Here is a 23,315-nt window from a genome sequence, read left to right on the forward strand (position 1 = left end):
AGGAGCAGCAACCGTGATCCCCCTCTCGTACGCCCAGCACCGGCTGTGGTTCCTGAACCGTCTCGAAGGCCCGTCGGCCGCGTACAACGCACCCGTCGTGCTGCGCCTGGACGGAGCGCCCGACCGGGAGGCCCTGGAGGCGGCGGTGCGTGACGTGGTGGACCGCCACGAAGTGCTCCGTACGGTCTACCGGGCCGTGGACGGGGAGCCGTACCAGGACGTCGTCGGCGATCCCGACGTGCGCCTGGAGGTACGGGAGTGCGGGCCCGGCGACGACGTGGACGCACTGGTCACCGCCTTCGTGCGCCTGCCGTTCGACGTCACCCGTGATCTGCCCCTACGGGCCCGGCTGTTCACGGTCCACGGCACAAGCGCCGTACTGGTACTGCTCGTTCACCACATCGCGACCGACGGCTGGTCCGTCGGCTGCCTGCTCAACGACCTCGACCGCGCCTACACGGCCCGGTTCGGGGGCCGCGCACCCGGGTGGGAACCCCTGCCCGTGCAGTACGCGGACTACGCGCTGTGGCAGCGGGACATGCTCGGCGACCCCGCCGATCCCGAGAGCCTGGCGTACGAACAACTCGCCCACTGGCGTGAGGCGCTGGACGGCGCACCGGCCGCGACCCGGCTGCCGGCCGACCGTCCCCGCCCCGCCGAACCGAGCCACCGGGGAGCGCTGGTCACCGCCCGCCTCTCCGCCGCCGCCCACAAGGCGCTCGCCCACACCGCCCGCGCCCACCGCGCGACGTTCTTCATGACCGCACGGGCCGCCCTCTGCGCCGCTTTGCAGGCGGCGGGGGCGGGGCCCGACGTGGTGGTGGGGACACCGGTGGCGGGCCGGCCCGAGGAGGATCTGCACGACCTCGTCGGCTTCTTCGTCAACTCGCTCGCCCTGCGCGCCGACCTGTCCGACGACCCGGACCTCGGCACACTGCTCGACCGGGTCCGCGAACGGGACCTGGCCGCCATGGCCCACGAGGACCTGCCGTTCGACCTGCTCGTCGAGGACCTCAACCCCGAACGGTCCCTCGGCCTGCACCCCTTCTTCCAGGTCATGCTGACCACGCAGACCGCGCAGGACACCACCTGCACCCTGGGCGCCGTATCCGGCACCCTCGACGCCGCGGACCTGGCAACCGCCAAGTTCGACCTGAGCTTCAACTGTGCCGAGACCTACGGCCCGGACGGCGATCCCGCCGGGGTACTGCTCGGCCTTCAGTACGCGACCGACCTGTACGACGAGGAGACGGCGCAGCTGCTCCTCACCCTGTTCCACCGCGCGCTGACCGCGTACGCCGAACAGCCGGCCGGCACACCCCTCAGCCGGACCGGTCTGCTCACCGCCTCGGACCGCGAGGCCATCGACCGCCGTCACGAGGCCCTGACCCGGGCCGCGGAGCGGACCGCCGCCACCCAAGGCGAACCGCACGACGGCGGAGGCCGGCGCACCCCCGACGCCGACCCCCGCGAGGAGATCCTTCGCGGCCTGTTCGCGGAGGTGCTGGGCCGGGACGAGGTCGGCCCGGACGACAGCTTCTTCAAACTGGGCGGGCACTCGCTGCTCGCCGGCAAGCTCACCAACCGCGTCCGCAAGGCGCTCGGCGTCCAGGCCGCCATCCGCGACGTGTTCCTGGCGCCCACCCCCGCCCGGCTGCTGCGCCGCCTCACGGAACAGGGCGACGGACCGGTCAGGCCACCGCTGCGCCCAGTGCCCGCCGCCCTGCGACCGGCCCGGCTGCCACTGTCCGCCGCGCAGCAACGCCTCTGGTTCGTCGGCCAGTTGGAGGGGCCGAGCGCCACGTACAACATCCCTGTGGTGACCCGGCTGCGCCGCCCGGTCGAACCGGCCGCGTTCCGCGCCGCGCTCGCCGATGTCGTACGACGGCACGAGGTGCTGCGCACGGTGCACAGGTCGGCGGACGGCGAGCCGTACCAGGAAGTGCTGGCCCACGCCGAACCCGTGCTCGACATGGTGCGGACGGGCGGCGCGGAGGAGCTGCGGGCGGCCGTCGACGCCGCCGCCGGGTATGTCTTCGACCTCGCCGCCGAGATCCCCTTCCGGGCCTGGCTCCTGGAGGAGGGCGGCGGGGGCCAGGTGCTGGTGCTCCTGGTTCACCACATCGCGGGCGACGGCTGGTCCACCGGCTGCCTCCTCGCCGACCTGGACCACGCCTACCGGGCCAGGTCGGAGGGCCGGGCGCCCGGGTGGCGGCCGCTTCCCGTCCAGTACGCGGACTACACGCTGTGGCAGCACGAGTTGCTGGACGGTGAGCACGGGGTGGCCGGCGAGCAGCTCGCGTACTGGCGCACCGCGCTCGACGGGATGCCGCCACTGCTCGCGCTGCCCACGGACCGGCCCCGCGGGCACGAGCCGGACGGTCGGGGTGCCCTCGCCCCGTTCGAGGTGGGCGCCGGGACGCACGGGACGCTGCTGCGTTTCGCCCGGCAGAACGGCGTCACGCTGTTCATGGTGGTGCAGGCCGCGCTCGCCGCCCTGCTCACGCGGCACGGGGCCGGCGAGGACCTGGCGATCGGCACCACCGTCGCCGGCCGGGGCGACGAGGCGCTGCACCCGCTCGTCGGGTTCTTCGTGAACACGCTGGTGCTGCGCACGGACACCTCGGGCGACCCGGCCTTCACCGAGCTGGTGCGCCGGGTCCGCGACACGGGCCTGGGCGCGTACAGCAACCAGGATCTGCCGTTCGACCGGCTGGTCGAGCACCTGAGCCCGCACCGATCGTCCGCGCACGCCCCGCTCGTGCAGGTGATGCTCCAGGTGCACGCGGGGGTGGCCGACGCCTCCGCGGCCCCGTCCGCGCTGGACGGCGAACCGATGGCGTTCCAGGGCACGGGCGCCAAGTCCGATCTGACCTTCGCGCTCACCGAGACCACCGGCCCGGACGGGGCGCCGGCCGGGCTGCGGGGTGTCCTGGAGTACGCGACGGCCCTGTACGACGCGGAGACCGCGCGGCTGCTGACCCGGCGGCTCGCCGAGGTCCTGGACGCGTGCGCCGCCGACCCCGAGGCCCCGCTCTCCACGCTGGGCGGGGCGCGGCCCGCGCCCGGTGGCCCGGACGTGGTGCTCGACGCGCAGGGGCGCCCCGCCCCGGTCCGGGTGCCGGGCGAGGTGCACGAGCCGGCGCCGGGCGGTGGTCTGCGGGCGACCGGGCGGCGCGCGTACCGGGACGCGGACGGGTTGCTGCGGCCCGTGGCCGTCCAGTCCGTGAACGGCTATCCGGTGGAACCCGGACAGGTCGAGGGCGTTCTCACCCGGCACCCGGCGGTGACCGGGGCGCGGGCCCTCGTCCGCGACGGCCGGCTGCTGGTCTTCGTCACCTGCGCCCCGGGCACGCCGCCCGCCGAGAGCACGCTGCGGGCCTGGGCCGCCGAGCGGCTGCCGGAGTACCTGGCGCCGGCCCGGGTGGTGCGGGCGTCCTGGCTGCCCGCTCACGGTGAGGACCCGGCGGTGCTGTCGGAGGAGGACAACGCGAAGCCGGCAGCGACGGCCGGCGGGGGCGCGGACGCGCGGCTGCTGGGGATCTTCCGGGAGGTGCTGGGCGGACGGGACGTCGGGGCGGACGACAACTTCTTCAAGTCCGGCGGGCACTCGCTGCTGGCGGTCCGTCTGCTGAACCGGATCCGGTCCGAGTTCGGCCAGGACCTGACGTTGCGCGACGTGTTCCGCAATCCGACAGCGGCCACGCTCTCCCAGCGGCTCGCCGGTGCCGTGGCGGACGCGATCGAGCCGGAGGACGCCGGTCCGGCCGCGCCGGCACTGCGCCGCCGGACCAGGGCGGGCGCCCGCCGGGGATGAACCGGCCGGGCGGGGTACGGGGCGGCAGCTCCGTACCCCGTTTCTGCCGGTCCGAGCTGCCGGACGGACTGCCGAGGGGGGCAGTCCCGGGCCCCTAGCGTGAAGGCCACGGAGGCGAGAGGAACCGTTCGCCGCCCCGGTCTCTCTCGGCCCTAACCGGAGGAAAACCCAGGATGCCCCCCATCGGAACGGACGACCTGCTCGACGGCGGTCCCTCTCCCGCGCCCGCCCCGCCGGTGCTCGACCTCATCGCCCACCAGGCGCGCACCCGCCCCGACGCCCCTGCCCTGGTCCACGACACCGCCCGCCTGACCTACGCGGAACTCGCCGACGCCGTACGGGAACGGGCCCGCGTCCTCGCCGCCGAGGGCGCCGCCCCCGGCCGCCTCGTCGCCCTCCACCGCCCTCGCGGGATCGACGCCGTCGTCGGCCTCCTCGCCGTCCTGAGCACGGGCGCCGCCTACCTCCCGCTCGACATCCAGGCCCCGGACGCCCGGAACGCGGCCATCCTCAAGGACAGTTGCGGTGACCTGGCGCCCACGCCCGGCGAGGTGGCCGCCGCCGGCGAACTCGTGCTGTCCGGCCCCGGCGTACCGGCCGGTGCCGCGTACGTGATCTACACCTCCGGGTCCACCGGCACCCCCAATGGTGTCGTCGTCGCCCACGACTCGCTCGCGCACTTCATCGCGGGAGCCGTCCCCGCGTACGGCATCGGACCCGCCTCCCGTGTCCTCCAGTTCTCGCCGCTCCACTTCGACGCCAGCGTGCAGGAGCTGTTCGCGACCCTCGGGGCCGGCGGGACGCTGGTGCTGCGTACGGACGACATGCTGGACGTACGCGATCTGCTCGCCGGCTGCGCACGGCACGGGATCACGCTGCTCGACCTGCCGGCCGCGTACTGGCACGAGCTCGTCCACGTCCTGGCCGCCGGTTCGGTGCGACTGCCCGGCTGCCTGGAGACCGTGATCATCTACGGGGAGGCCGCGCTGCCGGAGCGGGTTGCCCAGTGGCGCGAGCTGACCGGGGAGCGGGTGCGGCTGCTCAACGCGTACGGCCCCACGGAGACCACGGTGGTCGCCACGGTCGCCGACCTGACCCGGCACGGGGACGGGCCGGTGCCGATCGGGCGCCCACTGCCCGGGGTCCGGGCCGCCGTCGTCGCCGGTGAACTCTGGTTGCTCGGGCACGGGTTGTCCCGGGGCTATCTCGGCAACCCAGAGCTGAACGCACGCCGTTTCACCGAGCTGGACGGGGAGCGCGCCTACCGCACCGGGGACCTCGTCACGATCGGCGAGGACCGCCAGATCCTGTACCACGGGAGGCTGGACGACGAGGTGAAGATCGGCGGGCAGCGCATCGACCCCGCCGCCGTCGACTCCGTGCTGTCGGCGCACCCGAAGGTGCGGGAGGCCGCCGTCGTCGCCCAGCAGGACGCCGACGGGGTGAAGCGGCTCGTCGCGTTCGTCGTCACCGAGGGCGGTGTCGGGGCCGAGGAGCTGCGCGGGCTGGTGCGCGAGCGCATGCCGGCCGCCGCCGTCCCGGCCTCCGTCGGGATCGTCGCCGCCCTGCCCCGCACCAGCTCGGGGAAGATCAACCGCAAGGTGCTGCGGACCACGGACCCGCGTCTGTCGGTCGTACACGAGGAGCCGCTGCCCGCCGATGACCGGGTGCCGCTCTCGCACGCGCAGCGCCGGCTGTGGCTGCTCGACCAGCTCGACGGCCCGTCCTGCGCGTACAACATGCCGATCGTCCTGGAGCTGGACGGGGTGCCCGACCGGGCGGCGCTGGCCGCCGCGGTCACCGATCTGGTGGAGCGGCACGAGGTGCTGCGCACGGTGTTCCTCGCGCCGGAGGACGAGCCCTACCAGCACGTGCTGGCGGCCTCCACGGTCCGGGCCCGTGTCGTCGAGTGCCCGGCCGGTGAACTCCGGCGGCGGGTGGCGGACTTCGTCTCCGAGACCTTCGACCTGGCGCGCGAACTGCCCTTGCGGGTGGCGCTGTTCGTGCCCGAGGACGCGACCGGTGACGGGCCGGCGGCGGTGCTGGCGGTGCTGCTGCACCATGTGGCGGGCGACGGCTGGTCGCTTGCGCCGCTGATGAACGACCTGGCCACCGCGTACGCGGCCCGCGTCGAGGGCCGTGCGCCGGAGCGGGAGCCGCTTCCCGTCCAGTACGCGGACTACACCCTCTGGCAGCACGACGTCCTCGGTTCGGCCGGCGACCCGGACGCGGCCGTTTCGCACGGGCTCGCGCACTGGCGGGCCGCGCTCGACGGGCTGCCCCCCGTCACCGACCTGCCGCTGGACCGCCCCCGGCCCGCCGTGCCGGACCACCGGGGCGGTGTGGTCACCGCGCGCCTCGAACCGGCCGCGCACCGGCGCCTCGCCGGCCTGGCCGACGCGCACGGCGCCAGCATGCTGATGGTCCTCCAGGCCGCGCTGGCCCTCGCGCTGCGCGCGGCGGGCTGCGGGGAGCGAGTGGCCGTGGGCACGCCGGTCGCGGGCCGCGACGACGAGGCGCTGGCGGCACTCGTCGGCTTCTTCGTCAACACGCTGGTCCTGCCCACCGACACTTCGGGTGACCCGGCCTTCACCGAGCTGCTGGAGCGGGTACGCGACACCGACCTCGCCGCCTACGCCCACCAGGGCCTCCCCTTCGACCTGCTCGTCGAGCATCTGAGCCCGCCGCGCACGCCCGGCGTTCACCCGCTCTTCCAGACGATGCTGACGCTGGTCACCGCCGCCCCGGAGGACGCCCCGTTCGCCTTCGGCGGGCTCACCGGCCGCTTCCGGGCGGACGGCCCCGCGACCACCAAGTTCGACCTGACCGCCGCCTGTGTGGAGCACCGGGACGCCGACGGCGCGCCCGCCGGCCTCGACCTCGGCCTGGAGTACGCCCGCGACGTCCTCGACGAGTCCACCGCCCGTCTCCTCCTGGGCGCCCTGGAACGCGCGCTGCGTACGGCCGCCGCGGAACCGGATGCGCCGGTCGCCGACGCCGCGCTGCTGGGCCACGACGACCGCTGGTCCCTGGACGAGCGCCGTGAGCGCGTGGCGGCCCTCGTCGCCCGGCAGGACGCCGAAGCCGAGGCGGCCACGCTGAGCGGTGCGCCCGATGCGGAGCACGTCGGCACGTTGCGGGCGATGTTCGCGGAGATCCTGGGGCTCGACGAGGTCGGCCCGGACGAGGGCTTCTTCACCATTGGCGGCCACTCCATGAGCGGGGTGCGGCTGGCCAACCGGATCCGGGCCCGCCTGGGCGCCGACGTCCACGTACGGGACCTGCTGCTCGCGCCCACCCCGGCCGCGCTGGCCCGGCGCATCGCGGAGGCACGGTCCGCCGCCGAGGACAAGGGCCCCGCGCTCGTCCGCCGGACCGACCGGCCGGAGCGCCTGCCGCTGTCGCGGGCGCAGCGCCGGCTCTGGTTCATCGACGCGCTGGAGGGTCCCAGCGCCTCGTACAACATCCCGCTGGTGCTGCGTCCGGCCGAGCCGCTGGACGCCGGGGTCCTCGGCCTCGCCCTGGCCGACCTGGTGGAGCGCCACGAGGTGCTGCGGACCCGTTACCGGTCGGTCGACGGGGAGCCGCACCAGGAGATCCTGGACGGTGCACGGCCCGTCCTCGACGTCCGTACGGTGCCGTCCGAGCGGTTCCGGGCGGCCGTCTCCTCGGCCGCCGGGCATGTCTTCGACCTCGCCGGCGAGATCCCGCTGCGGGCCGCACTCCTGACCCCGGACGGTGACGGCGGCAGGCAGGTGCTGGTGCTGCTCGTCCACCACATCGCCGCCGACGGCTGGTCGACCGGTCCGCTGCTCGCCGACCTGGCCACCGCGTACGCAGCCCGTGCCGAGGGCCGCGTACCGGACTGGCGGCCGCTTCCCGTCCAGTACGCCGACTACACGCTCTGGCAGCAGGAGCTTCTGGACGGGCCGGCGGCGCATGACCACCTCACGTTCTGGGAACGCGCCCTCGCCGGGGCACCGCCCGTCCTCGAACTGCCCGCCGCCCGGCCGCGCCCTGCCGAAGCCACGCACCGGGGCGGCCACGCGCCGCTGACGGTGGACGCGGCCACCCACGAGGCGCTGGAGGAGCTGGCCCGGCGCCATGGCGCGACGCTGTTCATGGTGGTGCAGGCGGCCCTCGCCGCCGTCCTCACCCGGCACGGAGCGGGCACCGATCTGCCGCTGGCGACCATGACGGCGGGGCGCGACGACGAGGCGCTGAGCGATCTGGTCGGGTTCTTCGTCAACACGCTGGTCCTGCGCACCGACACGTCGGGGGACCCGGCATTCGCGGAACTCCTGGAGCGGGTACGCGACACGGATCTCGCCGCCTACGCCCACCAGGGCCTCCCCTTCGACCGGATCGTGGAGCACCTCAACCCGGCCCGCTCCACCGCCCACCACCCGCTCGCCCAGTACGTCGTCCAACTCCACCACGACTACGCCTCCGCCCCGGCCGCGGGGCCGCTGCTGCGGCTCGAACCGGCACCGCTGGAGGCGCTGTCCACCAAGTTCGACCTGACCCTCTCGCTGTGGGAGCGGAAGGACGACGAGGGGCGGCCGGCGGGTCTGGCGGGCGGCCTGGAGTACGCCACCGATCTCTTCGACACCGCCACCGCCGCCCTGCTCGCCGCCCACGTCGGACGGCTGCTGCACGCCGTCGCCGCCGACCCGGGGGTGCGGATAGGCGCCGTGGACCTGCTCACCGACGCCGAGCGGTTCCGGCTGGTCGCGGAGTACAACGACACCGCCACCGTGACGCGGGAGCGGGCCGCCGTCCACGAGGTCATCGCCCGCCGGGCCGCGCTCGGCCCCGGACTGCCGGCTCTGATCACGGACGCGGAGACCGTCGGATACGGGGAGCTCGACGCCCGCGCCGACGCGCTGGCCGCCCGGCTGCGGGCGGCGGGGGTGCGGCGGGGCGACACCGTGGGGGTCCTGCTCGACCGGGGCATCCCGCTGGTGGTGACCTCGCTGGCCGTCCTCAAGTGCGGTGCCGCTTACGTGCCGTTGGACCCGACTCTGCCCGGGGCCAGGATCGCGCTGATGACCGAGGACGCTGGTGCCCGCCTCGTCGCGACCGACGCGGGGCGGGCGGGTGCGGTGCCGGAGGAGGTCTCCGTACCGGTCCTCCTGGTCGACGCGCCCCCCGGGAGCGACGCGCCCTCGGACCGCACGCCCGTGGCGGTCGACGGGGACGACCTGATGTACGTGATGTTCACGTCCGGGTCGACCGGCCGGCCCAAGGGCGTCGGCGTCACCCACCGCAACGTCACCGAACTAGCCGCCGACCGGGACACCGCATCGGGCGGCCCCCACCGGATGCTGGTCCACTCCGCGACCGGGTTCGACGCCTCGGTCTTCGAGATGTGGGTGCCGCTCCTCGCCGGCGGCAGCCTGGTCCTCATGAGGGGCGATGGCACCGACCTCGCGGAGACCGCCCGTTCCGTACGCGAACACGGCGTCACCGCGGCCTACTTCACCGTCGGCCTGTTCCATGTGATGGCCGACGAGGCGCTGGACACGCTGCGGCTGCTGCGCGAGGTGTGGACGGGCGGCGACGTCGCCTCACCGGCCGCCGTGCAGCGGGTGCTGACGCACTGCCCGGACACCGTCCTCGTCCACTCCTACGGGCCCACCGAGACGACCTTCGCCTCGCACAACCAGTGGCTCACCGGCGGGCGGGGCCCGCTCGGCGGGTCCGGGCTGCACCTGGGCCGGCCGATGGACAACACCCGCAGCCATGTCCTGGACGGGGCACTGCGGCCCGTGCCGCCGGGTGTGCCCGGGGAGCTGTACATCGCGGGATCGCATGTGGCGCGCGGGTACACGGGCCGGCCGGACCTGACCGCCGAGCGTTTCGTGCCCGACCCGTTCGAGGCCGACGGCAGCCGGATGTACCGCACCGGGGACCGGGTGGTCTGGACGCCCGAGGGTGAACTGCGGTTCCTGGGCAGGGCGGACGGCCAGGTCAAACTGCGCGGGGTACGGATCGAGCCGGGCGAGGTCGAGCACGCGCTCGCCGCCCACCCCGCCGTGGGCCAGGCGCTCGCCGTGGTCCGCGAGGACCGGCCGGGCGAACGGAGCCTCGTCGGCTACGTGGTGCCGCGTGCGGGGTCCGCGGTCACCGGCGCGGAGCTGCTCGCGCTGGCCCGTACCGCGCTGCCCGCCCATCTCGTGCCGTCGGCGGTCGTCGTCCTGGACGCCCTGCCGCTGACCGTCAACGGCAAGCCGGACCGCCGGGCGCTGCCCGCGCCGGACCGTCCCGTGGCCGAGCACCGCGCGCCGCGCAACGCCCGCGAGGAGGTGCTGTGCGGGCTGTTCGCCGAGATCCTGGGGGTCCCGCGCGTCGGTCTCGACGACAACTTCTTCACCCTGGGCGGGCATTCGCTGCTCGGTGTGCGCCTGGTGAGCCGGGTGCGCTCGGTGCTGGGCGTGGACCGGACCGTCCGCGATCTGTTCCGCGCCCCGACCCCGGCCGGGCTGCTCGGCACGCAGGACCCGGACGGCACGGCCGGCGCCATGGGCGTCCTGCTGCCGCTGAGCACCCGGGGCACCCGGCGCCCGCTGTTCTGCGTGCACCCGGGCACCGGAGTCGGCTGGTCCTACGCCGGCCTGGCCCGGCATCTCGGGGACGAGCAGCCGCTGTACGCCCTCCAGGCCCGCGCGCTGAGCGAGCCCGGCCACCGCCCGCGCACCGTGGAGGAGATGGCCGACGACTACCTGGAGCGCATCCGCCAGGTCCAGCCCTGGGGCCCGTACCGGCTGCTGGGCTGGTCCTTCGGCGGGATAGTCGCCCACACCATGGCCGTCAGGCTCCGCGCCGCCGGTCAGCGCGTCGAACTGCTCGCGCTGATGGACGTCCACCAGACCGGGCCGGGCAGCGTTTCCGTGCTGCCGCACCGGGAGCGGGAGGCGGCGCTCGGGGAGGACGAACTGCCGGCGGCGGTGGAGCGGTTGCGGCGCGAGGACCCGGTGCTCGGCGGCTTCAGCACGGAGGAGATACGAGCCGTGCTGCGCGCCTCCGAGACTCACGCGGCACTCATGTCCCGGCATGTGCCCGGGGTCGCCGCGACCGGCGCGGTCTTCTTCACGGCGCGCCGGCCAGGCGAACCGGAGGGCGCGCTGGCCGCCACCTGGAATCCGTTCCTGACGGGAACGGCCGAGAACTACACCGTGGAATCCAGTCATCTCCGGATGACCGAGGAAGAACCTCTCGCACACATCGGGAAAGTCATCGCGGAGAAACTCTCCGCACTGCAGGAGAAGAACCTGCGGGAAAACGAAACGAGGAGTTATTCATGAGCGACATCGTGAACCCTTTCGACGACGCGGAGGGCTCCTTCCACGTCGTGGTGAACGACGAGGGACAGCACGCCCTGTGGCCGGCGTTCGCCGCTGTCCCGGCGGGCTGGGACAGCGTCTGGGGGGCCGGTAGCAGGGCGGACGCCCTGGATTACATCACCGCCCACTGGACCGACATCCGCCCTCGCAGCCTGGTCGCCCAGTACGCCTGACCGGCTGCCCTCACTGAATGCCGCGCCCCGCAGCTCCTGCGGGGCGCGGCATTTCCGTATGCCCGCCGGCCGGAAAGTCAGGGCACCTCGACACGAAATAGGGAAAGGGAAACTGCCGCCCGCTACTGCCGCTCGACTTCCGCCCGGAAGCCCTTTTCGTACATAACCTCGAAGGCATGAAGATACTCCTGAGCGGAACCGCTTCGGACTCCCATACCTGGAACCTCGTGTATCTCGGGCTGTTCCTGGAGGAGCGGGGGCACGACGTCGTCGCGCTGGGCCCCTGTGTGGGTCCCCGTCTGCTCACGGCCGCCTGTCGCCGGCATGCGCCCGACGCGGTCGTGCTCAGCAGCGTCAACGGCCACGGCTACCGGGACGCCCTCGCGGCGGTGCGGGCGCTGCGCGCCGAACCGGAGCTCGCCGCGCTGCCGGTGGCCGCCGGCGGCAAGCTCGGCATCGCCGGCCGCTCCGGGGAGACCGAGGCGGCCCGGCTGCGCGCGGCGGGCTGCGACGCGGTCCTCGGTGACGGGGCCGGTGACCTGGAGGCCCTGGGCGCGTTCCTCGCGGCCCGCGCCCAGGTGGCGGCATGACCGCCGCCGGAGCCCCGCGCCCCTTCGGCGCGTTCGTCGCGGCCTCGGCCGCCGCCGGCCGGCTGGTCGTCCAGCCCCGCATGGGCTTCGGTGACCCCGGCTCCATGCGCACCGGCCTGGAGCGGACGAGGGCCGCCACCGCGACGACCGTGGGCACGCTCACCATCGACAGCTACACCCGCGTCGGAGACCTCGCCGGTGCCCGCGCCGCCCTCGCCGAGGGTGCCGGGCTCAACGGCTACCCGATCGCCACGCACCCCCTGGACGTCACACGCTCCCTGCTCGACGGGCTGCACGACGACCACTTCCCCGTCCAGGTCCGGCACGGTTCCGCCCGTCCGCAGGCCATCGTCCGGGCGCTGCTCGCCGCCGGTCTCGACGCCACGGAGGGCGGGCCCGTCTCGTACTGCCTGCCCTACGGCCGCACCCCGCTGCGGGAGTCCGTCGCGGCCTGGGCCGAGGGGTGCGAACTCCTCGCCGCCGGCGCCCGCCCCGGCTCGGTGCCGCATCTGGAGAGCTTCGGCGGCTGCCTGCTCGGCCAGCTCTGCCCGCCCGGTCTGCTGGTCGCGACGAGCGTGCTGGAGTGCCTGTTCTTCGCCCAGCACGGTCTGCGCAGCGTCTCGCTGAGCTACGCCCAGCAGACCGATCCGGGCCAGGACGAGGAGGCGATACGGGCCCTGCGCCGGCTGGCCGGTGAGTTCCTGCCGGCCGGCGTCGACCACCACGTCGTCCTCTACACCTACATGGGCGTATACCCGCGCACCGAACGAGGCGCGATCCGGCTCCTGGAGGCATCCGCGCGCCTCGCGGTACGGGCCGGGGTGGACCGGCTCCTGGTGAAGACGACCGCCGAGTCCCGCCGTATCCCGACCGTCGGGGAGAACGTCCGCGCCCTGGAGACCGCCGCCGCGGCCGCCGCGCTCGCCGGACCGCCGGTCCCGGCCGCCCCGGACGCCGGGAGTGCGGTCTACGCGGAAGCCCGCGCCCTGATCGAAGCCGTCCTCGGACTCCACCCCGACCTGGCCCGCGCCCTGCCCGCCGCCTTCGAACGCGGGCTGTTGGACGTGCCGTTCTGCCTCCACCCCGACAACGCGGGCCGCTCCCGCAGTGTCATCGGCGCGGACGGGCGGCTGCGCTGGTCGGACACCGGTGCGATGCCGATCCGCCCCGACGCCCCGGCCGACCTGGCGCCGCTCACCGCGAACGGCCTGCTCGCCGCCCTCAACCACATGGCCGACCGCTACGACCGGCCGCCGGCCGACCCCGTATCGGCGTACCGGCGCCCCGCCACCGCACGCGCTCTCCCCCCGACCCCTCACCCCCGCCACGAACAGGAGCCCGCCATGGACCACGCCCCGCAGCCCGCAGGACCCGCCCTGCCGCCCCCGCTCGGTGAGCACCTGCGCTCCCCGCAGCTGCGCGCCGCCATGCTCGTCCAGCAGGAGGCCCTCCAGGCGGCCCGTGACTTCCTGCGGGGGTCGGGCTTCACGGAGCTGCTGCCCCCGCTCGTCGGGCCCGTCACCGACCCGGGCGGCCGGGGCGCCAAGGCGCTGGACGTCGACTACTACGGGCGCCCGTACAAGCTGATGACCAGTGCCATCCTCTACAAGCAGGCGTCGCTGCACGGCTTCCCGAAGCTGTTCTACATCGCTCCCAACGTGCGCGTGGAGCCGGAGGAGACCGCCACCACCGGCCGCCATCTCGTCGAGTTCCACCAGATCGACGTCGAGATCGCCGGCGCGAGCCGTGAGGACGCCCAGGAGGTCGCCGCCGGCCTGCTCACCCATGTCGCCGAGCACGTGTGGACGGCCGTTCCCGACGTCCTCGCAGAACTCGGCAGGCAGGAGTCCGACTTCGCTGACGTCCGCAGCGGCAAGTACGACGTGTGCACCCATCACGAGGCCGTGTCGCGGCTCCTGACGGCCGGTCACCCCCAGAGCCCGGACAGCGAGATCGACTGGACCGGGGAGCGGCTCCTGTCGCTGGAGAGCGACCGGCCGTTCTTCATCAACGACTACCCGAAGGGCTCGCGCGGCTTCTACGACCGCGAGGACCCCGAACGCCCGGGCGTGCTGCGGAACTTCGACCTCATCGCCCCGCACGGCTACGGCGAGCTGGTCTCGGGCAGCGAGCGCGAGTCGGACTACGCGACCATCGTCACGCGGATGCGCGAGAGCGGCGAGAACCCCGCCAAGTACGCCTGGTACCTGAAGGAGGCCCACGAGGGCATCCCGGCCAGCGCCGGCTTCGGGATGGGCCTCCAGCGCCTCGTCCGCTTCCTCACCGGCCTCGACTCCCTGTGGCAGGTCAGCGCCTACCCGAAGCTCCCCGGGGTGATGGCCCCGTGAGCGCCCTCTCCTCCCCCGGCTTCCCCGAGCGCGAGATCCGCGCCCGCGCCCGGCACGGCACCGCCCAGGTGTTCCCCGACCCCGACGCGTACGGCACCGAGCTCCACGGACCCGGAGGTGCGGCCGGGGCCGACGCGCTCGACCGGGCCCGGATCGTCCCGCCCGTCTTCATGCCGGAGCGGCTGGAGAAGCTGATCGAGCTCGCGCGCGAGCCCGAGTTCGGTGACGTCGACCTGGCGGTCCGGACCGGCGGTTTCACCGCCTCGCTGCCGCTCTACCTGTCGGCCTTCGGCTCGACCCGGGCCGGCAGCGGCGACCTCGCCGTCCAGGCGTCCCGGCAGGCCGGCCGCCTCGGCATCCCCATGGTCATCGGCGAGAACATGGTCCCCGTCCACGGCTACCGGCGCGGCGCGGACTCCGCCCGCTCGGCGCTCCTCGCCCGCATCGACGCGTACCTGGAGGCAGCGCCCGAGGGCGTCGGCGGGATCGTCGTCCAGCAGTCGACGGAGGACGCCGACTCGGAGGTCTGGAACCTCCTCTACAGCGACCCCGCCACCCGGCCCCTGCTCGAAACGGGGCGTCTGGCATTCGAGTTGAAGACCGGCCAGGGCGCCAAGCCCGGTCTCGGCGGCATGACCGTCGTCTCCGGTGCCGAGGCCGCCCAGCTGGCCGGCCGGTTCACGGTCACCGAGGTCTTCGGCGAGGACGACGAGCGCCGGCTGCGGTGCGCCACGCCGGGCACCTTCACCGACGAGATCCTGCGCCAGCAGCTGCGCTTCATGCGGAACAACTTCCCGAGGGCCCGTACGTGGGTGAAGTTCCACCCGGGCCGCGACATCGGGCACGCCGCGCGCGCCGCCTGGGCCGCCGGGGCGGACGCCGTCACCGTGGACGGTGCGGAGGGCGGCACCGGCTGGGCCCCGAGGGTCTTCCTCGACCAGGTCGGCCTGCCGCTCGCCGAGTGCCTGCGCCGGATCGGCCGCCCGGACGGCTGCCTGCTCGCCGGCGGCCGGATGTGGGAGGGCGGACGCGCGCTGCGGGCCCTCGCCCTGGGCGCCGGGGCCGTCGGTCTCGGGCGCGCCGCGCTGATCGCGGTCGACGAGGACCCGGACCACGGGCTGGTACGCCTCGCCCAGAGCATCGCGCTCGAACTGCGGCTGCTGATCAGCGCGTTGGGCAAGTACACGGTGGGGGCGCTGGCCCCGGAGGACCTGTGGTGGCCGGACGGCGACCACGTCGGCGCCCGGCCCCCGCTGTCCGCCGACCCGGCGGCCGCCGGAGCGACACCGTGAACGGGCGGGCGAGGTCCGCCTCGCGGAACACCCCCGGGGCCCGGCCCGCCCCGTCGAGGCGGCCCCGCCGCGTCACCGGCCGCCGACGCACCGTCCGGGCCCGGTTCGTGCTGCGGGACACCCCCGGCGTCACCGTCGGGCCCGCCGGCCACGGCGTACGCGACATCGACGGCCCGGACCCCGTGGCCGACGCGGCCCGGCTCGCCGCCCAGCGTGCCCTGGCCGAGGCGGGCCGGGGTTACCTCGGCGGCCGCCTGGAGCTCGGCGCCCCCGGACGCGCCCGTGCCTCGCACGACCGGCGGGCTCTGCGGCGCGCCGCGGGGCGGGCGGCCGCGCTGGCCGTGGCAGCGACGCTGCGCGGCGACGACACCGGTGTCACCGTCCGCCCCACCCTCCGCTGAACTCCCCGCGTCAGCCCGCGCGACGCGCCGTACCCGCACCAGCCCGCGCGACGCGCCGCGCAACGCCACAAGCCGCACCTCCGCGGCCACTCGCGGAACGCGCCGTACCCCATCCCCGCAGAAAGCCGAACCCCATGACAACGAACACCTCCACCCCGTCGCCCGAGGCGGGGCCCGCCCCCGACTGGCGGCGCATCGGCAGCTTCGTCACCGGTCAGGCAGCCGTGCAGTGCGGCAGCTTCGCCCTGATCATCGCCATGAACTGGACGGCCGTGCAGCTGGGCGGGCGGGGCGCGGTCACGCTCGTGATCCTCGCCTCGACGCTGCCGCGCGCCCTGATGCTGCTGTTCGGCGGCGCCCTCGCCGACGCCCTCGGCCCGCGCGCCGTCCTGCTGCGGGCCACCGCGACCCGGTTCGCCGTCCTCGTGATCGGCGCCCTGGTCACGGCGGGCGCCGACAGCATCTGGCCGCTGGTCGCCGTCGCCGTGGTCGAGGGCTCACTGCTCGGCCTGACCGGCCCGGCGTCGGGCGTCCTGCTCACCCGGCTGGCACCGAAGGAGCACCTGGGCCGCGCCAACTCCCTGTTCTCCATGGTGATGCGGCTGGCCCCGATCGCCGGATCACCGCTGGGGGCCTGGCTGGTCGTGGCCGGCAGTCTGTCCGGGGTCATGCTGGTCTCCGCGGCCGGCTGCGCCGTCTGGCTGGTCTGCGCGTTCCATGTGACCCGGGGCATGGCCCGGCCCGAGCGCGGCGCGGGGGCGGGGGGTACGTCACTGTTCCGTCGCTCCGGCGACGGCCTGGCACTGCTGGGCCGTCACCCCCGGCTGCGCTGGATGTTCGTCGCCTGCTTCTGCATGGACTTCGCCTTCCTGTGGCCGGCCGAGGTCGCGCTGCCGCTGCGCGCTTCCGGCGAGGGCTGGGGCATCGGCTCGGTGGCGGCGGCCCTCACCGCGTTCAGCGCGGGCGCCCTGGCGTCGGCGGCAGCCGGTGCCGCACTCGCGCACCGCATCCCCGTCCCGGTCAAGCTGATCGTCACCGGCACCGGGCTCGCCGTGGGCATGGGGTCCATGGCCCTGGTGCCCTCGCCGGCGGTCCTCGCGGTCACGGCGTGCGCGGTCGGCCTCTTCTCCGGGCTGAACGGCCCCGCGCTGGTCACCGCGTACCAACAGGCCGTCCCCGAAGGGAAGCTGGGGGCCGCGATGTCCACGTTCTCGCTGTCCAGCATCGGGGCCGCGCCTCTGTCCCTGGCCGTCTTCAGTTCGCTCTCCGCCCCGCTGGGCGTGACCGGCACCTGGCTGCTGTGCGCGTCCGTCGCGCTCTTCTCGCCGGTCGCCGCGACGCTCGCCCTGCGCGCGCCCCTGACGCGGAACGCCCCCGCCACCAAGGCGTCCGCCGCCCCCGAGCCCACCGCCACAGCCGTGTGAGGCAGACATGTCCCTGCTGGAAACCGCCCCGCCGCCCGTCCCCGATTCCCTGCTCCTCCCCACCGCGCTCCCCCCGTTGCCCGCCGCCCTGCCGCCGCTGACGGACCCCGGTTCCGGCCGTCCGCAGCTCTGGCTGGTCGCCACGGCGGCGCACGAGGAGACCGCGGCCCGTTACGCCCCGCTCGTCCTCGGTCCGTCGGAGCTGGCCAGGGCCGAGGAGTTCCGCCGCCCCACCGACCGCGCCACCTATCTGTGCGCCCACGTCGGTCTGCGCCGGGTCCTCGGCAACCATCTGGGCGTCGCGCCCCGCGCGGTCTCGGTGGCCCGGGCTCCCTGCCCGTGCTGCGGTGAGCCGCACGGCCGGCCCGTACTCCCGGGCGAGCCCCTGCACTTCTCGCTCTCGCACTGCGAGGGCCTGAGCCTGATCGCCGTCGCCGCCGCTCCGGTCGGTGTGGACGTCGAACCCGTACCGAACCCGCAGACGCTCGTCGAGGCCGCCGATGTCGTCCACCCCATGGAAGCGGCGGAACTCGTCTCCCTCACGACCGCGTTGCGCCCGGCCGCCTTCGCCCGGGTGTGGACCAGGAAGGAGGCGTATCTGAAGGGCCTCGGCATCGGTCTGGGCGCGGACCCGTCGACGGAGTACGTCGGTGCCGGTGCGGCGCCGGCCGCCCCGGCCGGCTGGCTCCTGGCCGACATCGCCGTCCCACCCGGCCACCGGGCGGCGGTGGCGGTCCTGCGGGAGGGCGCCGGTGGAGCGGGGCCGGACTGACCTCCGCTGCCCCGCGCCGCCTCCGGTGGCGGCCGTCGCCGGACACGGCGGCGGGCCCGTGCGACCGCGCACGGGCCCGTCAGACCTTCTGCTTCTTCAGTGACGTGAGGTGGGCGAAGACGACGACGTTGGAGGCGTAGCCGTCCTTCTTGTTGAAGCGTCCCCCGCAGGTCATCAGCCTGAGTTCCGGACGGCCGGTGCTGCCGTACACCTTGTCGTCGGGGAACTTGTCCTTCGTGTACGTCTCGACCGCGTCGACCGTGAAGACGGCGGTCTGCCTGTCGGCCCGGGTGACCGTCACCTTGTCGCCCTTGTGCAGGGCGTTGAGGTTGAGGAAGATCGCCGGGCCGGTCTCCGTGTCGCGGTGGCCGACGATCAGGGAGGTCCCCTTCTCGCCGGGCGAGGGCCCGTCGCGGTACCAGCCCACCTCCCTCGGTCTGCTCATGGGCGGGGCCCCGAGGTGCCCCTTCTTGTCGAGCCCGAGGCCGGTGACAGGCGCCTCGATGAAGATGGCGGGCACCGCGACCTTCACCGGACGCGACGGCGACAGGGGTGCGTGGGTGGCCGGCCGGTCGCCGCCGCCCGCGGCGTCATTGCCGTGGGCGGCGGCGACCGGATCGTCGGACGAGTCGGAACTCGCCCAGACGATGCCGGTCACCAGCGAGGAGGTCACGCACAACGTCATCGTGAGACGACACGCCCGGCTCGGGCCCCGTCGGCGTCTTCTGCGCGGGTTATGCCTCGTTGCGGGCACGGCGGCGCGCGGCTCGGCGGACCATGATCAGCCCGGCGGCTCCGGCGGCGCCGGCCGCGATCGCGGCGGTGGTGCCGACGTTCGAGTCGCTCTCGGAGCTGACGCCCTCCATGTCCGGGACGCCGCCGCCACCGGCGGGCACGCCGCCGGAAGGCTGCTCGTAGCCCGACTCGGAGCCCGAGGCGGACGAGCCGCGCTCGCTGTTCTCGGAGGAGCCGTGGTTACCGGACGGCTTGGTGCAGTCGACCTTGAACGCCTTGTTCTTCGGGCCGGACGGAACGATCCACACCAGCTGGTACGTGCCCTCGGGGAGCAGGTACTCCTGGCTGCGCGCCGAGCCGTTCACCAGGGGAAGGGTGCTGGCGAGGGTGTCCCCCGGGGGAACGGTCGGGGGCTGCGCGGTGATGGTCCACGGCACGGCCGGCATGTCGCCGAAGTTGCTGGCCTGGAGGACGAACTTGCAGACCTCGTTGCCGTCGCCGCCGCGCGCCGCCCAGCCGCCGGGGCGGATGTCGATGTCACCGCTGTCGCCGGGGGCGGCGAAGGCGGCGGATGCCCCGCCCAGCGTGGCTGCGGCGACCGCGATCGCGGCGACCGCGCGGGCGCTGCGGGAACGGGCAGAAGCGGACATACGCATGCTGAACTCCTTCGAGCCGGGATGATTGTCGTACTGATCAACCGATCGCCTAAGAGATGCCATGACTCGCGGGATAAATGCCGCGTAACACTCTGAAAAGTGCGACAAGTACCCTGAGTAGCCGATAGCCGTCCGGCCCGGTGCAGCCCGAACACGCGTACGGGGCGCCCATTGGGCGCCCCGTTCCGTACCGCCGTTCTCGCAGGTCAGGCCCTCTATACCCCCGCTCCGGCCGCCGCGCGTCGCCTGCGTTGCCCGGCCACGTCCGCCACCGGCGAGGCGAGCAGCAGTGTGCGCGTGTAGTCGTGTCGCGGCTCCGAGGTGACCGTCGCGGCGTCGCCCGTCTCCACGATCTCACCGCGGTGGATCACCGACACCCGGTGGCTCATGAAGCGGACGACGGCCAGGTCGTGCGAGACGAAGAGGTACGAGACACCCGTCTCCCGCTGGATCTCCAGGAGCAGGTCGAGCACCGTCCGCTGGGTCGTCAGATCCAGCGCGGACACCGGCTCGTCGCAGATGACCAGCCGGGGGCGCAGGGCCAGCGCCCTCGCGATGGCGACCCTCTGGCGCTGACCGCCGGAGAACTCACGGGGCAGCCGGCCCGCCGCGTCGGACGGCAGATGGACGCGCTCCAGCAGCCCGGCGACCCTCCCCCGGGCCTCCCGCGCGCCCGTGCCCTGCCCGATCAGCGGCTCGGCCAGGGTGTCCCCGATGGTGCGGGACGGGTTCAGCGAGGTGTACGGGTCCTGGAAGATGACCTGGAGGTCGCGGCTCAGGGCGCGGCGGCGCCGGGGGTCGGCGTGCTCGATGCGCTCGCCGTGGAAGGTGATCGAGCCGGAGCGGACCGGGACGAGCCCGAGGACCGCGCGGCCGATGGTGGACTTGCCCGAGCCGGACTCGCCGACCAGGCCGAGGGTCTCCCCCGGCCTCACGAACAGGCCGACGCCCTCGAGGACTTCGGTCTCCGGGGCGCGCCACCCCTTGCCGGGGAAGCGGACCCGCAGGTCGCGCACGTCGAGCAGGGCGTCGGGGGCGGTGGCGTCCGAGGGGGCCGCGTCGGCGGGTGTCTTCTTCATGCGGTGACGGTCCTCGCTTCTCGGGGCTGCCAGGGGGCGCGGGCCGGGGCGTCGTCGAGCACGGCGGCCAGCAGGGTGCGGGTGTACGGGTCCCGGGGTGAGCCGAGGATCTGTTCGGTGGTGCCGGTCTCCACGATGCGGCCGGCGTTCATCACGGCCACCCGGTCGCAGACGTCCGCGACTACACCGAGGTTGTGGGTCACCAGGAGGACGCCGAGGCCGCGTTCGTCCCGCAGCCGGCGCAGCAGGTCGAGCACTTCGGCCTGGACGCGTACGTCGAGCGCGGTGGTCGGCTCGTCGGCGATGAGGAGCTCCGGGTCGCAGGACATGGCGCCGGCGATCAGGACGCGCTGGGCCATGCCGCCGGATATCTCGTGCGGGTAGAGGCGCAGCGTGCGGTCGGGGTCTGGGATCTCGACGAGGTGGAGCAACTCCCGTGCCTTGTCGGCGGCTTCCTTGCGCCCGAGGCCGAGGTGGTGGCGTACGGGCTCCATGAGCTGGCTGCCGATGGTGAAGGCGGGGTCCAGGTTGCTCATGGGTTCCTGCGGTACGTACGCGAGGGTGCGGCCGCGCAGCGCGCGGTGGTCGCGTTCCCGCAGTCCCGCCGTCTCGCGGCCGTTGACCGTGATGCTGCCGCGGGTGACTCGCCCGCCCTCGGGCAGCAGGCCGAGCACGGAGAACGCGGTCTGGGTCTTCCCGGACCCCGACTCCCCCACCAGGCCGAGGATTTCGCCCGGGCGCACATCGAGGTCGACGCCGTGCACGACCTCCTTGTCGGTGCCGTCGGGCCGGGCGTAGGCGACGGTGAGGCCTCGCACGGACAGCAGCGCGGCACGCGGCGCGGCGGAATCTGCGGACTCCGCGGGCTCGGGGGCCGGCCGGGCGCGACGGCGGCGGGCGGGGCGGGGTGTCTGGTCCTCCAGGGCGTCGCGTACGGCTCCGGCCAGCAGGACGAGGGCGCAGTTGGTGAGGCCGAGGGCGAGGCCGGGCCAGAGGATGAGCCGGGGCGCGCGCTGGATGTTCTGGAACGCCTCGTTGAGCATGGCGCCCCAGGTCGCCGTCGATCCGCTGCCGACGCCCAGGAATTCGAGGCCGGCCTGGAGGGCGATGGCGATGCCCGCGACCAGGGCGACCTGGATGATGATGGGCCCGCGCACCACGGTCAGGACGTGCCGGGCGATGATCCGCGTGTCCGAGAGTCCGGAGACCTTCGCGGCGTCCACGTACAGTTCGCCCCGGACGTTGGCGACGATGCCGCGCACCAGGCGGAAGAAGCTGGGTGCCACCAGCACGCCGAGGACGATCATCAGGACGTGGACGTCCGGGCCGAGGATGGCGCGGGAGGCGAGCAGCACGACCATGGCGGGCAGGGCCATGACGAGGTTGACGGTCCAGTTGGCGGCGGAGTCGAACCGGCCGCCCCGGTAGCCGGCGACGAGCCCCGTGGGCACGCCGAGCGCCAGGGCGATGGCGAGGGCGAGCAGCGCGCCGCCGAGGGTGGTGCGCCCGCCGTACAGGATCCGGGCGAGGATGTCGCGCCCGGCGGAGTCCATGCCGAGGGGGTGGTCGCCGCTCGGGCCGGCGAACGCCTCGCTCAGCGACGAGGCGCCCGGGTCCTGCGAGGCGATCACGGGTGCGAGGAGCACGGCCGCGACGATGAGCAGGAGCAGTGCGGCGGAGAGTCCGCCCAGGGGGTTGCGCAGGACCCTGCGCAGGGTGCGGCCGGTACTCATGCGACCCTCGCCTTGGGGTTGAGCCAGCCGATCAGGATGTCGACCAGGAGGTTGATCAGGACGACGCCGACCACGGTGAGCATGACGAGCGCCATGATCACGGGGATGTCGCCGCGGGCGGTGTAGGTGACGGTCATGGAGCCGATGCCGGGGAGCCCGAAGATCTGCTCGACGAGGACGGCGCCGCCGAGCAGGCCGACGAACTGCATGCCGAGCACGGACAGGGCCGGCGCCGAGGCGTTGCGCAGGACGTGCTTGAACACGATGCGGGAAGCGGGCAGTCCGCGGGCGCGCAGGGTGCGTACGTAGTCCTGGCGCAGGGCGTCGATGACGGCGCCGCGCACCTGCTGGGAGACGCCCGCGACGGAGGCAACCGACAGCGAGAGCACCGGCAGGGTGATCGTGGACAGCCAGCCGCTGGGCGAGTCGGTGAAGCCGGTGTACCCGATGGCGGGGAACCAGCGGAGCCGTACCGCGAAGACCAGGACCAGGACCAGGGTGAGCAGGAATCCCGGCAGGGCGTACCCCACCACGCCCAGCACCTGCACGAAGCGGTCGGCGGCTCCGCGCCGTACCCCGGCCCACACCCCCAGCAGGAAGGCGAGGACCGTGGTGACGGCGGTGACGCCGAGCATCAGGCTGGCCGTGACCGGGAGGCGGTTGCCGACGGCCTGGCCCACGTCCTCGCTCGTGAACCAGGAGGTGCCGAGGTCGCCCCGGACGGCGTGGGCGAACCAGTTCGCGTACTGCCGGAGCACCGGCTCGTCGAGCCCCAGCGACGCGTTCTTGGCGTCGATGGCGCTCTGGGACGCGCTCTCCCCGAGGAGTTGGCGGCCCACATCGATGTGCGGGACCGACAGCAGCAGGTAGGAGAGGAAGGAGATCACGACCAGGAGCACGGCTCCCGCGGCGATCCTGCGGGCGATGAAGTTCAGCATGACACTCGGTA

General features: G+C 74.2%; 14 protein-coding genes. 9 read left to right on the forward strand and 5 right to left on the reverse strand.

Annotation, left to right across the window (positions count from 1 at the left end):
- The first annotated feature begins 13 nt into the window (after positions 1-13).
- The 9 genes from BLW14_RS04855 to BLW14_RS04895 all read left to right on the forward strand — a co-directional run bounded on the left by BLW14_RS04855 (position 14) and on the right by BLW14_RS04895 (position 18,163).
- Positions 14-3,817: a condensation domain-containing protein gene (locus BLW14_RS04855; RefSeq protein ID WP_093704671.1), complete on the forward strand. Its 3,804-nt coding sequence runs from the start codon at positions 14-16 to the stop codon at positions 3,815-3,817.
- 173 nt (positions 3,818-3,990) lie between these two features.
- Positions 3,991-11,124 (forward strand): non-ribosomal peptide synthetase, encoded by a 7,134-nt coding sequence (locus tag BLW14_RS04860; protein ID WP_093704673.1) that lies wholly within the window; start codon positions 3,991-3,993, stop codon positions 11,122-11,124.
- Positions 11,121-11,336 (forward strand): MbtH family protein, encoded by a 216-nt coding sequence (locus BLW14_RS04865; protein ID WP_093704675.1) that lies wholly within the window; start codon positions 11,121-11,123, stop codon positions 11,334-11,336. Before BLW14_RS04860 ends, BLW14_RS04865 begins: the two co-directional genes overlap by 4 nt.
- 176 nt (positions 11,337-11,512) lie before the next feature.
- Positions 11,513-11,926: a cobalamin B12-binding domain-containing protein gene (locus BLW14_RS04870; protein WP_093704677.1), complete on the forward strand. Its 414-nt coding sequence runs from the start codon at positions 11,513-11,515 to the stop codon at positions 11,924-11,926.
- Complete coding sequence (locus tag BLW14_RS04875) at positions 11,923-14,274, forward strand: amino acid--tRNA ligase-related protein (RefSeq protein WP_093704679.1); 2,352 nt, start codon at positions 11,923-11,925, stop codon at positions 14,272-14,274. Before BLW14_RS04870 ends, BLW14_RS04875 begins: the two co-directional genes overlap by 4 nt.
- Positions 14,271-15,566: a glutamate synthase-related protein gene (locus BLW14_RS04880; RefSeq protein ID WP_093704681.1), complete on the forward strand. Its 1,296-nt coding sequence runs from the start codon at positions 14,271-14,273 to the stop codon at positions 15,564-15,566. The genes BLW14_RS04875 and BLW14_RS04880 overlap by 4 nt, the downstream gene beginning before the upstream one ends.
- Positions 15,563-15,967, forward strand: a complete 405-nt coding sequence (locus BLW14_RS04885) for a hypothetical protein (RefSeq protein ID WP_093704683.1) — start codon at positions 15,563-15,565, stop codon at positions 15,965-15,967. Before BLW14_RS04880 ends, BLW14_RS04885 begins: the two co-directional genes overlap by 4 nt.
- Before the next feature lie 134 nt (positions 15,968-16,101).
- Positions 16,102-17,391: an MFS transporter gene (locus tag BLW14_RS04890; protein WP_093704685.1), complete on the forward strand. Its 1,290-nt coding sequence runs from the start codon at positions 16,102-16,104 to the stop codon at positions 17,389-17,391.
- Positions 17,392-17,398: 7 nt separating this feature from the next.
- Entirely contained in the window at positions 17,399-18,163 is a 765-nt protein-coding gene (locus BLW14_RS04895; RefSeq protein WP_093704687.1) for a 4'-phosphopantetheinyl transferase family protein, read from the forward strand.
- A 79-nt stretch (positions 18,164-18,242) separates the two neighbouring features.
- On the opposite strand, the gene BLW14_RS04900 is transcribed toward BLW14_RS04895, so the two are convergent.
- From BLW14_RS04900 to BLW14_RS04920, 5 genes are all read right to left on the reverse strand, one after another.
- Positions 18,243-18,848, reverse strand: a complete 606-nt coding sequence (locus BLW14_RS04900; RefSeq protein WP_093704689.1) for a class F sortase — start codon at positions 18,846-18,848, stop codon at positions 18,243-18,245.
- Between the two features lie 49 nt (positions 18,849-18,897).
- Positions 18,898-19,554, reverse strand: coding sequence for a hypothetical protein (locus tag BLW14_RS04905; RefSeq protein ID WP_093704691.1), 657 nt, complete (start codon positions 19,552-19,554; stop codon positions 18,898-18,900).
- Between the two features lie 215 nt (positions 19,555-19,769).
- Positions 19,770-20,633 (reverse strand): ABC transporter ATP-binding protein, encoded by an 864-nt coding sequence (locus tag BLW14_RS04910; RefSeq protein ID WP_093704693.1) that lies wholly within the window; start codon positions 20,631-20,633, stop codon positions 19,770-19,772.
- Entirely contained in the window at positions 20,630-22,366 is a 1,737-nt protein-coding gene (locus tag BLW14_RS04915) for a dipeptide/oligopeptide/nickel ABC transporter permease/ATP-binding protein (RefSeq protein WP_093704695.1), read from the reverse strand. The genes BLW14_RS04910 and BLW14_RS04915 overlap by 4 nt, the downstream gene beginning before the upstream one ends.
- On the reverse strand, positions 22,363-23,304 hold the full coding sequence (locus tag BLW14_RS04920) for an ABC transporter permease (protein ID WP_093704697.1): 942 nt from the start codon (positions 23,302-23,304) through the stop codon (positions 22,363-22,365). The genes BLW14_RS04915 and BLW14_RS04920 overlap by 4 nt, the downstream gene beginning before the upstream one ends.
- Positions 23,305-23,315: the final 11 nt, after the last annotated feature.

The organism is Streptomyces sp. 2131.1, assembly GCF_900105515.1.
GTDB lineage: Bacteria > Actinomycetota > Actinomycetes > Streptomycetales > Streptomycetaceae > Streptomyces > Streptomyces drozdowiczii.